Source organism: Streptomyces sp. TN58, assembly GCF_001941845.1.
GTDB lineage: Bacteria > Actinomycetota > Actinomycetes > Streptomycetales > Streptomycetaceae > Streptomyces.
Genome location: NZ_CP018870.1, coordinates 1990237 through 2003746 on the forward strand (window position 1 = coordinate 1990237; position 13510 = coordinate 2003746).

At 72.1% G+C, this 13510-nt stretch carries 12 protein-coding genes; 2 read left to right on the plus strand and 10 right to left on the minus strand.

Annotation, left to right across the window (positions count from 1 at the left end; all coding sequences use genetic code 11):
* Positions 1 to 38 precede the first annotated feature (38 nt).
* The 5 genes from BSL84_RS09045 to BSL84_RS37620 form a co-directional block, all read right to left on the minus strand.
* Positions 39 to 608 (minus strand): dienelactone hydrolase family protein, encoded by a 570-nt coding sequence (locus tag BSL84_RS09045; RefSeq protein WP_030030508.1) that lies wholly within the window; start codon positions 606 to 608, stop codon positions 39 to 41.
* Positions 609 to 779: 171 nt separating this feature from the next.
* Positions 780 to 2372, minus strand: coding sequence for a Na+/H+ antiporter (locus tag BSL84_RS09050; RefSeq protein WP_045323866.1), 1593 nt, complete (start codon positions 2370 to 2372; stop codon positions 780 to 782).
* A 108-nt stretch (positions 2373 to 2480) separates the two neighbouring features.
* Positions 2481 to 3422: an RluA family pseudouridine synthase gene (locus tag BSL84_RS09055; RefSeq protein ID WP_030031675.1), complete on the minus strand. Its 942-nt coding sequence runs from the start codon at positions 3420 to 3422 to the stop codon at positions 2481 to 2483.
* 53 nt (positions 3423 to 3475) lie between these two features.
* On the minus strand, positions 3476 to 4036 hold the full coding sequence (lspA, locus tag BSL84_RS09060) for a signal peptidase II (RefSeq protein ID WP_030031674.1): 561 nt from the start codon (positions 4034 to 4036) through the stop codon (positions 3476 to 3478).
* A 181-nt stretch (positions 4037 to 4217) separates the two neighbouring features.
* On the minus strand, positions 4218 to 4709 hold the full coding sequence (locus BSL84_RS37620; protein WP_324616520.1) for a TraR/DksA family transcriptional regulator: 492 nt from the start codon (positions 4707 to 4709) through the stop codon (positions 4218 to 4220).
* Between BSL84_RS37620 and BSL84_RS37625 the strand changes: the two genes are divergently transcribed.
* Together BSL84_RS37625 and ileS are read left to right on the plus strand one after the other, a co-directional pair.
* Positions 4699 to 4938: a hypothetical protein gene (locus BSL84_RS37625; RefSeq protein WP_037664581.1), complete on the plus strand. Its 240-nt coding sequence runs from the start codon at positions 4699 to 4701 to the stop codon at positions 4936 to 4938. The two genes, BSL84_RS37620 and BSL84_RS37625, sit on opposite strands and share 11 nt — an antisense overlap.
* Positions 4939 to 5612: 674 nt before the next feature.
* Positions 5613 to 8759: an isoleucine--tRNA ligase gene (ileS, locus tag BSL84_RS09070; protein ID WP_075972023.1), complete on the plus strand. Its 3147-nt coding sequence runs from the start codon at positions 5613 to 5615 to the stop codon at positions 8757 to 8759.
* A gap of 873 nt (positions 8760 to 9632) precedes the next feature.
* Here ileS and BSL84_RS09075 read toward each other — a convergent pair.
* The 5 genes from BSL84_RS09075 to pgeF all read right to left on the minus strand — a co-directional run bounded on the left by BSL84_RS09075 (position 9633) and on the right by pgeF (position 13506).
* Positions 9633 to 10826, minus strand: a complete 1194-nt coding sequence (locus BSL84_RS09075) for a DivIVA domain-containing protein (protein ID WP_045323427.1) — start codon at positions 10824 to 10826, stop codon at positions 9633 to 9635.
* 82 nt (positions 10827 to 10908) lie between these two features.
* On the minus strand, positions 10909 to 11205 hold the full coding sequence (locus BSL84_RS09080) for a YggT family protein (protein WP_030031799.1): 297 nt from the start codon (positions 11203 to 11205) through the stop codon (positions 10909 to 10911).
* A 60-nt stretch (positions 11206 to 11265) separates the two neighbouring features.
* Positions 11266 to 11883 (minus strand): cell division protein SepF, encoded by a 618-nt coding sequence (locus tag BSL84_RS09085; protein WP_030031797.1) that lies wholly within the window; start codon positions 11881 to 11883, stop codon positions 11266 to 11268.
* Between the two features lie 149 nt (positions 11884 to 12032).
* Entirely contained in the window at positions 12033 to 12752 is a 720-nt protein-coding gene (locus BSL84_RS09090) for a YggS family pyridoxal phosphate-dependent enzyme (protein ID WP_030031795.1), read from the minus strand.
* Complete coding sequence (gene pgeF / locus BSL84_RS09095) at positions 12739 to 13506, minus strand: peptidoglycan editing factor PgeF (RefSeq protein ID WP_078849176.1); 768 nt, start codon at positions 13504 to 13506, stop codon at positions 12739 to 12741. The genes BSL84_RS09090 and pgeF overlap by 14 nt, the downstream gene beginning before the upstream one ends.
* Between the last annotated feature and the right edge of the window lie 4 nt (positions 13507 to 13510).

Genomic DNA, 13510 nt, shown 5'->3' on the forward strand with positions numbered 1-13510 from the left:
CATCCGCCGGTCCGGGCCCTTTCCCATGCCCCGCGCCGCTACAGGCTGTCGAGGAAGCCGATCGCGGTCTTCCAGGCCTCCTCCGCCGCTTCTGCGTCGTAGTCGTCGAGGTCCGGGTCGGTGAACAGGTGCCCGGCGCCCGGGTAGCTGTGGACCTCGACGTCCGCCCCGGCCCGCTGCATCCGCAGGTACCAGGCCGTCAGCCAGTCGTGCGGCTCGAAGGGATCCGGGTCGGCGATGTGCAGCTGCACCGGGAGCTCGTCCACCGAGGCGTCCTCCTCCAGGTCCGCCGTCCCGTGCAGCAGGAGCAGCCCGCGCGCCTTCTCGTCGGCCAGCGCCAGGTGCTGGGCGAGGGAGCCGCCGAAGGAGAAGCCGGCGTAGACCAGGCCCCCGTCGGAGTGGGGGGCCGAGGCCAGCACCGCCCGCTTCAGCAGCTCGTCACGGCCGATCTCCTCCTGGTGGGCCATGCCCTCCTCGACGGTCTCGAAGGTACGCCCCTCGAAGAGGTCCGGCACCTGGACCTGGTGACCGGCCGCGCGCAGCCGGTCGGCCGCCGCGTGCACCGCGGGCCGCAGCCCGTACGTCGAATGGAAAAGCATGATGTTCATGCCTCCATCGTGCCAGCCGCCCCAGGCCCCGGTACGCCGCGACTCCTGGCGCCCGCCCCGCCCCTGTGGCGCATTTCACAGCCGGACGGCACGAGGACGGGCGCGCGACGGCGGCCCGTGCGTGACCGACACCACACACCGAGCGTCCCTTCACCGAGAGGAAGACACCGCTCATGGTGCGCGCAGGCTGCGTACGTCGAGGTGGCGCAGCACCCGGTCGACGACCTCCGGGTCGGAGCCCGGCTCGCTGCGGGCGGCCAGCACCTCGTGGCGGGCGGCCGACATCATCTCCCGCTGGATGCGCTGGACGTCGTGGAGCCGCTGCACGCGCTGCGCGTACGCCTCACGTCGCTCCTCGTCGACCATGTCCGGACTGATACGGGCGCCCATGTCGTACGCGCGCCGGCTCAGCTGCTCCAGCAGGTCCTCCGGCAGGTCCTCGGCCTCCTCGATCTCCTTCAGCCGCCGCTTCGCGGCCTTGGCGGCGCGGATCGCCAGCTGCCGCTCGGCCTCCCGCCGGGCGTCGGTGTCCTCCTCCACACCCAGGCGCCGCACCAGCCACGGCAGGGTCAGCCCCTGGCACACCAGGGTCACCATGATCACCGCGAAGGCGATGAAGACGATCTCGTCCCGGGCGGGGAAGGGCTCGCCGGAGTCCGTCTTCAGGGGGATGGCGAGGGCCAGGGCCACCGAGGCCACCCCGCGCATCCCGGCCCACCACATGACCACGCTCTCCCGCCAGCTGACCGGGATCTCCTCGTCGTAGTCGCGCCGCCGGTGCAGCTTCTTGGCGAGCCACCCGGCCGGCAGCAGCCAGACCAGCCGTACGCCGACCACCACCGCCACGACGGCCGCGGCCCATCCGACCATCTCGCCCAGCCGGTCCTGCGCCGTCCCGAAGACGTTGTGCAGCTCCAGTCCGATCAGCCCGAAGGCGACGCCGGTGACCAGCGTGTCCACGACCTCCCAGAAGGTGTGCCCGGCCAGGCGCCCCAGGACGTCGTCGGCGTCGGAGGCGTACTCGGCGAGGAACAGGGCCGTCGTCAGCACGGCCAGCACCCCGGAGCCGTGCAGCTCCTCGGCGAGCACGTACGACACGAACGGCACCAGCAGCGTCAGGCCGATCTGGAGGGTGGCGTCGCCGAGCCTGCCCATCAGCCGGTGCGTGGTCCAGCCGAGGGCCAGGCCGACGGCGACGGCCACGACGGCGGACAGCACGAACTCCGCGAGCGCGTCGGGCCAGGAGAAGCTGCCGCTGACGGCGGCGGCGATCGCCACGTGGTAGAGCACGATTGCCGTGACGTCGTTGAAGAGCCCCTCGCCCTCCAGGATCGACACCATGCGCCGGGGCAGCCCCAGCGATCCGGCGACGGCGGTGGCGGCGACCGGGTCGGGCGGCGCCACGAGCGCGCCGAGCGCGACGGCCGCGGCGAGCGGCAGCGCGGGCACCGCGGAGTAGGCGACGGCGGCCACGGCGGCCGTCGTGACGAAGACCAGGGCCACGGCCAGCAGCAGGATGGGCCGCACGTTGGCGGCGAACTGCCGCCACGAGGTCCGCTGTACGGAGGCGTACAGCAGCGGCGGCAGCACCAGCGGCAGGATGTACTCGGGCGGGACCTCGACGTCCGGCACCGCCGGCACCAGGGCGAGGACCGCCCCGCCGAGGGTCATCAGGACCGGCGCGGGCAGCCCCAGCCGGTCCCCGAGCGGCACCATGACCACGGCCCCGAGGAGGAGCACGAAGAGCAGAGCGAGCTGATCCACTCCCCCACCCTGCCAGGCCGCCTGGCCCGGCCTCGGCCGCGTCGTCGGGGCGCCGGCCGCGTGTCGGGCCGCGGCGCCCGCCCGGTGCGGCGGCCCGGGGGGCTGCTCCTACTCGCTCTCGGCGCGGATCACGTCGAGGGCGTGCTGGAGGTCGGCCGGGTAGGTGCTCTCGAACTCCACCCACTGCCCGTCCGCCGGGTGCTCGAAGCCCAGCCGGACCGCGTGCAGCCACTGGCGGGTCAGTCCGAGGCGCTTGGCGACGGTCGGGTCGGCGCCGTAGGTGAGGTCGCCGACGCACGGGTGGCGGTGCGCGGACATGTGCACGCGGATCTGGTGCGTACGGCCCGTCTCCAGCTTGACGTCCAGCAGCGAGGCGGCGCGGAAGGCCTCGATCAGGTCGTAGTGGGTGACGGACGGCTTGCCGTCCTGGGTCACCGCCCACTTGTAGTCGGCGCTCGGGTGACGGCCGATCGGCGCGTCGATCGTGCCGCTCATCGGGTCGGGGTGGCCCTGCACCAGCGTGTGGTAGCGCTTGTCGACCACCCGCTCGCGGAACTGGTTCTTCAGCGAGGTGTAGGCGCGCTCCGACTTGGCGACGGCCATCAGGCCGGACGTGCCGACGTCGAGGCGGTGCACGATGCCCTGCCGCTCGGACGCGCCGGAGGTGGAGATGCGGTAGCCGGCGGCGGCGAGACCGCCGATGACGGTGGTGCCGGTCCAGCCGGGGCTCGGGTGGGCGGCGACGCCCACGGGCTTCATGATGACGACGATGTCGTCGTCGTCATGGACGATCTCCATGCCCGGGACCGGCTCGGCCACGACCTCGACGGGCCGCGGGGGCGCGGGCATCTCGACCTCCAGCCAGGCCCCGCCGTGGACGCGCTCGGACTTCCCGACGACGCTGCCGTCGACCGACACCTTCCCCTCGGCCGCGAGCTCGGCCGCCTTGGTCCGGGAGAAACCGAACATACGGGCGATGGCGGCGTCGACGCGCTCGCCTTCGAGGCCATCGGGAACGGGCAGGGTGCGGATCTCGGGAATCGTACTCACCCGTCGAGTATGCAGGACTCGGCGCAGCGGCCGTCCCGCGATCAGTGCCGCGCTCAGTCCTTGTGGACGGTGCCGTCCGGGTCCAGGCCCTTGAAGGACAGGAGCACGATGAGGATGCCGCCGCACACGATCGCCGAGTCCGCGATGTTGAAGACGGCGAAGTGCGCCGGCGCGATGAAGTCGACGACCGCCCCGCGGAAGACTCCCGGCGAACGGAAGATCCGGTCGGTCAGGTTGCCCAGCGCGCCGCCCAGCAGCAGGCCCAGGGCGATGGCCCACGGCAGGCTGTAGAGCTTGCGGGCCAGGCGCACGATCACCACGATCACGGCCGCCGCGATGGCGGTGAAGATGATGGTGAAGGCCTCGCCGAACCCGAAGGCGGCGCCCGGGTTGCGGACCGCCTCGAACTTCAGCAGGTCGCCGATGATCTCGATCGGCGGCTGGTGCTCCAGCTTCGCCACGACCAGCATCTTGGTGCCGAGGTCCAGCAGGTAGGCGAGCACCGCCACGACGAGCAGCGCCGCGATGCGCCGGCGCCCCCTGGGCGCCGCCGACTCCGGCTGGGCGTCGTCCCCGACCTCCGGCGTACCGATGATGCGCTCCGCCTCTGCCACGTGAGTTCCCCGAACTAGCCGACCCAGGCTCCTCCTGGACCCTGACCAGACGAGGGTACGCCAGGGCCCCCGCACAGCGCCCGCGGCCGGGACCCCAGAGGTGTCTTCGACGTCCCGTCCGGGTGGCGGGGTCCGGCACCCCCGCCCTCACGGGCGGCCGACGCCGCTTCGACGACACCCCCTAGTGGCGCCGCTCCTGCTTCTGCTTGCAGTCCACGCAGAGGGTGGCCCGCGGGAAGGCCTGCATCCTGGCCTTGCCGATGGGCTGCCCGCAGTTCTCGCAGAGCCCGTAGGTGCCCGCCTCCAGGCGTTCCAGGGCCCGCTCGGTCTGCTCCAGCATCGAGCTGGCGTTGGCGGCGAGCGCCAGCTCCGACTCCCGCGTGATGTTCTTGGTGCCCGTGTCGGCCTGGTCGTCGCCGGCGCCGTCGCCCGAGTCCCGCATCAGGCCGGAGATGGCCACCTCGGAGGCGTCCAGCTCGGCGCGTAGCCGCAGCACCTCCGACGCCAGCTCCGCGCGGGCCTCCTCGACCTCCTGGGGCGTCCACGGGTCCTCCCCGGGCCGTACGGCGAGCTCGGCGGGGGCGGCGGGGGCCGTGACCCGGGTCTTGGGCAGCCCGCTCGTGGCGGCCGCAGCCGTCTTCCTCGCCGCACCGGTGCTCTTCTTGGCAACCACGTTCCGGACTCCCGTCTCCTTCGCGGCGTGCGCCGCCCCCTCGGCTCCGGCCTTCCTGGCCGTGGCCGTCCGCTTCTCGACGGCGGTCGTCTTCCTGACTGCGGTCGTCTTCCCACCGGCCGCCGACGCCTTCTCGGCCGCGGCCGTCTCGGCCGCCGACGCCTTCTTGGCCGGAGCCTTCTTCGTCGTCGCCTTCTTCGTCGTCGCCTTCGTCCTCGTGTTCGCCTGAGTCTTCTCGGCGGTCGCCTTGCGGGCCGCCGTCGCCTTCTCGGCGGGAGCCGGGTTCCCGGAGACCGCTGTCTTCTTCGCCACCATGGCCGCGGCCCCTTCACATACCGTGAGATTGCTAGCGAATCGTGCCGGAACGATAAATCGGCGCCGTCCCCGCGGCAACGGGGCACGCATCCTTCGAGGTCAACCTGCATCCGTTGTGCCCATCCGGAAGCCCGGTAATCCGCCACTCACGCCCCACCCGGTCCCACAGCGGCGCCGATGGCCCGTTCGGGTCACTCCCGCCCCGCCCCGGCCCCCGGGCCCGCGCCCCCGCCACGCCGCGGCCCCGGGCCCCGTACGGGCCCCCGTAAACCGGTCTGCCGCTCGCCCTCCCGGCCCTTACACTGGGCGCAGCGAAAGGCATGGACGGGGACGAGTAGCGTCGGACGCAGCCAGGAGCGACCCGGGGACGGTGAGAGCCCGGGGGCGAGCGCGACGTGAAGGATCACCCCTGAGCCGCCGGAAGAAAGCCGCGGGTCCCCCGCAGGGCGAGTAGAACCGGCTTCGCACCCCAATGAGGGGGCCACCGGACCCGTCCGGCGGCCAAGGAGGGTGGTACCGCGGGAGCAGCAGTCGGCTCTCGTCCCTCCGGACGGAAGTGACACCCCGCCGGAGGAAGAGTTCAGCCTCATGACCACACCGCCGCAGTACCGCCCGGTACCCGCCCAGGTCGACCTGCCTGCCCTTGAGCACGCGGTCCTCGACTTCTGGCGCGAGAGCAAGACCTTCGCCAAGACCCTGCAGCAGTCCGAGGGCCGCCCCGAGTGGGTCTTCTACGAGGGCCCGCCCACCGCGAACGGCATGCCCGGCGCGCACCACATCGAGGCCCGCGTCTTCAAGGACGTCTTCCCCCGCTTCCGCACGATGCGCGGCTACCACGTGGCCCGCAAGGCCGGCTGGGACTGCCACGGCCTGCCCGTCGAGCTCGCCGTCGAGAAGGAGCTGGGCTTCAACGGCAAGCAGGACATCGAGGCGTACGGCATCGCCGAGTTCAACGCCAAGTGCCGGGAGTCCGTGACCCGCCACACCGACGCGTTCGCCGAGCTCACGACCCGCATGGGCTACTGGGTCGACCTGGACGACGCCTACCGGACCATGGACCCCGAGTACGTCGAGTCCGTGTGGTGGTCGCTGAAGGAGATCTTCAACAAGGGGCTGCTCGCCCAGGACCACCGCGTCGCCCCCTGGTGCCCGCGCTGCGGCACCGGCCTGTCCGACCACGAGCTGGCCCAGGGCTACGAGACCGTCGTCGACCCCTCCGTCTACGTCCGCTTCCCGCTGACCTCCGGCCCGCTCGCGGGCGAGGCGGCGCTGCTGGTCTGGACGACCACCCCGTGGACCCTGGTGTCCAACACGGCCGTCGCGGCCCACCCGGAGGTCACGTACGTCGTGGCCACCGACGGGAACGAGAAGCTGGTCGTCGCCCGCCCGCTGCTGGAGAAGGCCCTCGGCGAGGGCTGGGACGCCACCGGCGAGTCCTTCACCGGCAAGGAGATGGAGCGCTGGACGTACGAGCGCCCCTTCGACCTCGTCGAGTTCCCCGAGCCCGCCCACTACGTGGTGAACGCCGAGTACGTCACGACCGAGGACGGCACCGGTCTGGTCCACCAGTCCCCCGCGTTCGGCGCCGACGACCTCGCGGTCTGCCGCGCGTACGGCCTGCCGGTCGTGAACCCGGTCCGTCCCGACGGCACCTTCGAGGAGGACGTGCCCCTGGTGGGCGGCGTCTTCTTCAAGAAGGCCGACGAGAAGCTGACCGCCGACCTCGACGCGCGCGGCAGGCTCTTCAAGCACATCGCCTACGAGCACAGCTACCCGCACTGCTGGCGCTGCCACACGGCCCTGCTCTACTACGCGCAGCCGTCCTGGTACATCCGCACCACCGCCGTCAAGGACGCGATGCTGCGGGAAAACGGGAAGACCAACTGGTTCCCGGACTCCGTCAAGCAGGGCCGCTTCGGCGACTGGCTGAACAACAACATCGACTGGGCGCTGTCGCGCAACCGCTACTGGGGCACCCCGCTGCCGATCTGGCGCTGCGAGGAGAACCACCTCACCTGCGTCGGCTCGCGGGCCGAGCTGAGCGAGCTGTCCGGCCGGGACCACTCGGACCTGGACCCGCACCGCCCGTACATCGACGACGTCACCTTCACCTGCACCCACGAGGGCTGCTCCCTCGAAGCGGTCCGCGTGCCGGAGGTCATCGACGCCTGGTACGACTCGGGCTCGATGCCGTTCGCGCAGTGGGGCTACCCGTACAAGAACAAGGAGATCTTCGAGAAGCGCTACCCGGCGCAGTTCATCTCGGAGGCCATCGACCAGACGCGCGGCTGGTTCTACACGCTGATGGCGGTCGGCACGCTCGTCTTCGACAAGTCGTCCTACGAGAACGTGGTCTGCCTGGGCCACATCCTCGCCGAGGACGGCCGCAAGATGTCCAAGCACCTGGGCAACATCCTCCAGCCGATCCCCCTCATGGACCAGCACGGCGCGGACGCGGTCCGCTGGTTCATGGCGGCCGGCGGCTCCCCGTGGGCGGCCCGCCGCGTGGGCCACGGCACGATCCAGGAGGTCGTCCGCAAGACCCTCCTCACGTACTGGAACACAGTCGCCTTCCAGGCGCTGTACGCCCGTACGTCGAACTGGGCGCCGTCCGCGGCCGACCCGGCCCCGGCGGACCGCACGGTCCTCGACCGCTGGCTGCTCTCGGAGCTGCACGCCCTCGTCGCCGAGGTCACCGACGCGATGGAGTCCTACGACACCCAGCGGGCCGGCAAGCTCCTGTCCGCCTTCGTGGACGACCTGTCCAACTGGTACGTCCGCCGTTCGCGCCGCCGCTTCTGGCAGGGCGACGCGGCCGCGCTGCGCACCCTGCACGACGTGGTCGAGACGGTGACCCGCCTCATGGCCCCCCTCACCCCCTTCATCACGGAGCGGGTCTGGCAGGACATGGTGGTCCCGGTCACCCCGGACGCCCCCGAGTCGGTGCACCTGTCGACGTGGCCGGTCGCGGACACGGCGGCGATCGACCCGGCGCTGTCGCAGCAGATGCTGCTGGTGCGCCGCCTGGTCGAGCTGGGCCGCGCCACGCGTGCCGAGTCGGGCGTGAAGACCCGCCAGCCGCTCTCGCGGGCGCTGGTCGGCGCGGCGGGCTTCGACGCGCTGTCCCCGGAGCTCCAGGCCCAGATCACGGAGGAGCTGAACGTCTCCTCCCTGGCCTCCCTCTCGGAGGTCGGCGGGTCCCTGGTGGACACCACGGCGAAGGCGAACTTCCGCGCGCTGGGCAAGCGCTTCGGCAAGGGCGTCCAGGACGTGGCCAAGGCGGTCGCCGCGGCCGACGCGGCAGCGCTGTCGCTGGCGCTCCGCTCCGGCGAGGCCTCGGTAGAGGTGAACGGCGAGCCGGTCACCCTCACCCCCGAGGAGGTCATCATCACGGAGACCCCGCGCGAGGGCTGGTCGGTGGCGTCCGACTCGGGCGCGACGGTGGCCCTGGACCTGGAGATCACCCCGGAGCTGCGGCTGGCGGGCCTGGCCCGTGACGCGATCCGCCTGATCCAGGAGGCCCGGAAGAACTCCGGCCTCGACGTCGCGGACCGGATCGCCCTGCGGTGGTCCTCCACGGAGCCGGAGGTCGTGACGGCCCTGACGGACCACGCGGGCCTCATCGCGGACGAGGTGCTCGCCACGGACTTCGCGTCCGGCGAGGCCGACGCGGAGTACGGCGACCCCTTCACGGACGACTCCCTGTCCCTGACGTTCCGCCTCCGCAAGGCGTAGCCCGACGCGGGGCGGGCCGTCCCCGCCGGCGGTCCTGGAGCGCCGCCCCTGCCCTCCGGGTGCGGGCCGGTGGCCGCGCCTCAAACGCCGGCGGGGCTGGGTCTGGTGCCCCCCGACCGGGGCCGGTCGCCGGGGCGCTGCCCCTGCCCTCCGGCTGCGGGCCGGTGGCCGCGCCTCAAACGCCGGCGGGGCTGGGTCTGATGCCCCCCGGCCGGGGTCGGTCGCTGGGGCGCTGCCCCTGTTCCCCGGCTGCGGGCCGGTGGCCGCGCCTCAAACGCCGGCGGGGCTGGTTTGGTGTCCCCGGCCGGGGTCGGTCGCGGGGGCGCGGCCCCTGTTCCCCGGCTGCGGGCCGGTGGCCGCGCCTCAAGCGCCGGCGGGGCTGGGGTGGTGTCCCTGGTCGGGGTCGGTTGGGGGGTGGGGGTGCGGGGCCGCCGGGGGGTGTCTCCTCGGCTCGCGCGGTGCCGCACCTCTCGGCCATACCCGGCGGTGCGCGCTCGTCCTGCGGGGACACCCCCCACCGTCCCCACACCCCCACCCCGGCCGCCCCGCCCGGCGTCCGGGCCGTGGGGTGGGGACACTCCGGGGGCTCCCCGCAGGCCGAGGCGCAACCACCGGGTACGACCGAGAAGTGCAGAACGCGCCGAACCGAGGAGAGCCCCCGGAGGGGCACCACCCCACCCCTGTGATCCCGATCAGGGGCACCACCCCCAAGCCCCGCCGGCGATTGAGGCGCGGCCACCCGCCCGCACCCGGAGGGCAGGGGCAGCGCCCCCAGACCTGAGGCACGGCCAGCGGGAGACGGGAACGGGCCGGGCCCGGTGCCCCCGTGGGGGAACCGGGCCCGGCCCGTGACTGCCGACTGCGCGGCGGCGCCTAGTTGTCGTCCTCGTCGATCAGGAAGCCCCGCATCGGCGACGGCGCCTGCATCGGCTGCGGCGCAGCCGGCCGCACCGGAGCCATCGGCTGGGTCATCGCCGGGGACATCTGCTGCTGGCCGCCGTAGGACGGACCGCCGCCCATCGGGGAGGGACCGCCCATGGACGGACCGCCCATGGTGTGGCCCATCGCACCGGCCGGAGCCATCGACGGAGACGGCGACGGGGGCAGCGCGGGACCGGCCGGGTTGCGCGGCGGGGCCAGCGAGTCGTCCGCCTGGGTCTCCAGCTGGCGCAGCTGCGACTCCAGGTAGGACTTCAGACGCGTACGGTACTCACGCTCGAAGCCCCGCAGGTCCTCGACCTTGCGCTCCAGCGTGGCGCGGGCGGACTCCAGGGAGCCCATCGCGACGCGGTGCTTCTCCTGCGCGTCCCGCTCCAGCGCGTCGGCCTTGGCGCGGGCGTCCCGCTCCAGGCCCTCGGCGCGCGACCGGGCCTCGCCGACGATCTTGTTGGCCTCGGAGCGGGCCTCCGCGATCGCCTGGTCGGCGGTCTGCTGCGCCAGCGACAGGACGCGGGCGGCGCTGTCGCCGCCGGGGCCCTGCTGCGGGAGCTGCGGCTGCTGCATCTGCTGCATGGGCTGGCCCATGGGCTGCATCTGCTGGCCCATCGGCTGCATCTGCTGCCCCATGGGCTGCATCTGCTGGCCGAGCGGGTTCTGGCCGCCCATCGACTGCTGCTGCTGCATCGGCTGCTGGCCCATGCCCTGCGGTCCGCCCATGGGGTGCTGCTGCATGGGTCCGCCCATGGGGCCGCCCATCGGGCCGGGGCCCTGCTGGCCCTGGCCGCCGGGGCCCGGCGGGAGCTGCGGTGCGCCGCCCGGCAGCTGGGGCGGGCCCATCTGCGGGTTCTGCTGCTGCGGCGGGCCGGATATGGCCGCGGGCACGGGGGCGCCGGGGCCGCGCTGGTCCTGGGGCTCGGGCTTACGCATGTTCTGCTGCTGCTGGTTCTGCGCGGCGGCACGCGTGGCGGCAGCCAGCTTGGCGCGCAGGTCCTCGTTCTCGCGCAGCAGGCGCGTCAGTTCGGACTCGACCTCGTCGAGGAAGGCATCGACCTCGTCCTCGTCATAGCCTTCTCGGAGGCGGACGGTCGTGAACTGCTTGTTCCGCACGTCCTCGGGAGTCAGCGGCATGTCTTCTTCACCTCTACGTAGTCGTCGGCAGTCGGCTGGACCGTATCGGGACCGTCCCCGCGCGTGCGGGGAAGCTCATCGTTCACACGCTTCTCGCAGCTGTGTTCACGAAGCTGATGAGGATGTAAACGATGATCATCAGAACGAAGAAGGACAGGTCGAGTGCCACGCCGCCGAGACGCAACGGCGGGATGAACCGCCGAAGGAGCTTGAGCGGTGGATCGGTGACAGTGTAGGTGGCCTCCAGGACGACCACCATCGCCTTGCCGGGTTGCCATGAACGTGCGAACTGGAACACATAGTCCATGACCAGTCGGAAGATCAGCACGATCAGGAAGCACATCAGCACGATGTAGACCACTTGCAGTGCGACGCCCATCCCGCGCTTCCCTCTCCCCGTTTCCCGATCTGTTCCCGGTCCCGTATCTGACGGATCGGTCTAGCTTTGGTTGAAGAACCCGCCCTCCGCGATGCGGGCCTTGTCCTCCGCCGTGACATCGACGTTAGCAGGCGACAGCAGGAACACCTTCTGTGTCACGCGTTCAATGCTGCCGTGCAGACCGAACACGAGTCCGGCGGCGAAGTCCACGAGACGCTTCGCGTCCGTGTCGTCCATCTCCGTGAGATTCATGATCACCGGAGTGCCCTCACGGAAGTGTTCCCCGATGGTACGGGCCTCGTTGTAGGTCCGGGGGTGCAGTGTCGTGATGCGGTACGGCTCCCGCTCGGAGACGACCTTGGGCATGATCACGGGGGCGTTCTTCTCCAGGTTCGTGCGATCAGGTGTGATGGATGCCACGGGGGCAATTCGCGCAGGACGTCCGTTTTCCACCGGAATTGGGATGGGTTCCCGCTGCGCCGGAGGCTGTACGGCTCGTACCGGTTCGTCCGATACGGGCGACTGGTGCACGGGCTGCTGTCGGCGATCCCGCTCCCGAGCCCGCTCCATCTCCGGCTCGGGCTCGAACTCGTCGTCGGGGTCGTACCCCGGGTTGTCGTACCGGTCGTCCTCCACGAGGCCGAGGTAGACCGCCATCTTGCGCATCGCGCCGGCCATTCTCCGAGTCCTCCGCTCTGTGGTGGATCGCCCTGTCGCAGGTGCCGCCGTGTCACGAATGTCACCAACTGCCCGCGATCCACGTGGTCTGCCCGCTCATCGGCGGGAATGACCATATTTTCTGCTGTGGTCCGACTTTCTTCGCGACGTTACCCGAGCCGGGGTCTCGCGCCGAGTACCGCAGTGCCGACGCGTACATGTGTCGCACCGGCCACAACGGCCTGTTCCAGGTCTGCGCTCATCCCGGCCGACACCATCGTGGCAGCCGGATGGTCCGCGCGCAGGCGGGATGACAATTCCATCAACCGCTCGAAGGCGGCCTGTTCGCGTCCCGCGTAGTGGCCGGACAGTGGTGCGACGGTCATCAGTCCGTCGATCCGCAGTCCGGGTGCCCCGGCGACGAGGTCCGCCAACTCCGCCAGCTGATCGGGTGCGGCGCCGCCCCGGTCCCCCCGCTCGCCCGACTCGGCGTCGAGGGCGATCTGGACGAGGCAGCCGAGTTCGCGGCCGGCGCCTGTCGCGGCCGCCGAGAGCGCGGTCACCAGCCGGGGCCGGTCGACGGACTGCACCACATGCGCGTATCCCGCCACGGAACGGACTTTGTTGGTCTGCAACTGGCCGACGAAGTGCCAGCTGAGCGGCAGATCCGCGCAGGCCGCGGCCTTGGGGGCGGCGTCCTGGTCGCGGTTCTCGGCGACATGGCGGACGCCCAGCTCCGCCAGCAGTCGTACGTCGCTCGCGGGGTAGGTCTTGGTGACCACGATGAGGGTCACCTCCTCCCGCCCCCGCCCCGCCGCGGCGCATGCGGACGAGATACGTTCCTCCACCCGCGCCAGGTTCTCGGCGAGCTCCGACTTACGGTCCGTCATTCTTCTTTTCCCCCGGGGTCCGGGGGTCCTCCCCCCGGGAAAGCTCCGTCAACCAGACATATCCGGCCAGTCGGCCGGTGACCCGGTCGCGGCGGTACGAGAAGTGGTCCCGCGACTCCAGTGTGCAGACCGGTGAACGCAGGCCGTTCACCACCCCCGCCTCTTCGAGCTGTGCGTGCACCCCCGCCACCACGTCGACCGCCGGCGTCCCCCAGCTGGTCTCGGCCCGCGCGGCGGGGACCGCCGCCGCCACCGACTCCCGCATCTCGGCCGGCACCTCGTAGCAGTGTCCGCAGACCGCGGGTCCGGTACGGGCGACGATCCGCCCCGGTTCGGCGCCGAGGGAGACCATCGCCTCCACGGCCGCGGGCACCACCCCGGCGACCAGTCCGGGCCGGCCGGCGTGGGCGGCCGCTGCGACCCCGGCGACGGGGTCGGCCAGCAGGACGGGGGTGCAGTCGGCGGTGAGGACGGCGAGGGCGAGTCCCCGACGGGCGGTCACCACCGCGTCCACGGCGGGGATCGCGGTGTCCGCCCCCCAGGGGCCGTCGACCACCGCGACGTCCCGGCCGTGCACCTGGTTCATCCAGACCACCAGGTCCGGATCGAGTCCCAGGGAACGCGCCGCCAGGGCCCGGTTCGCCAGAACGGCGGCCGGGTCGTCTCCGACCGCGCCGCCGAGGTTGAGCTCTTCGTACGGAACGGCGCTCACTCCGCCCCACCGGTCGGTGAAGGCGAAGTGGGCGCCGCCCACGTGG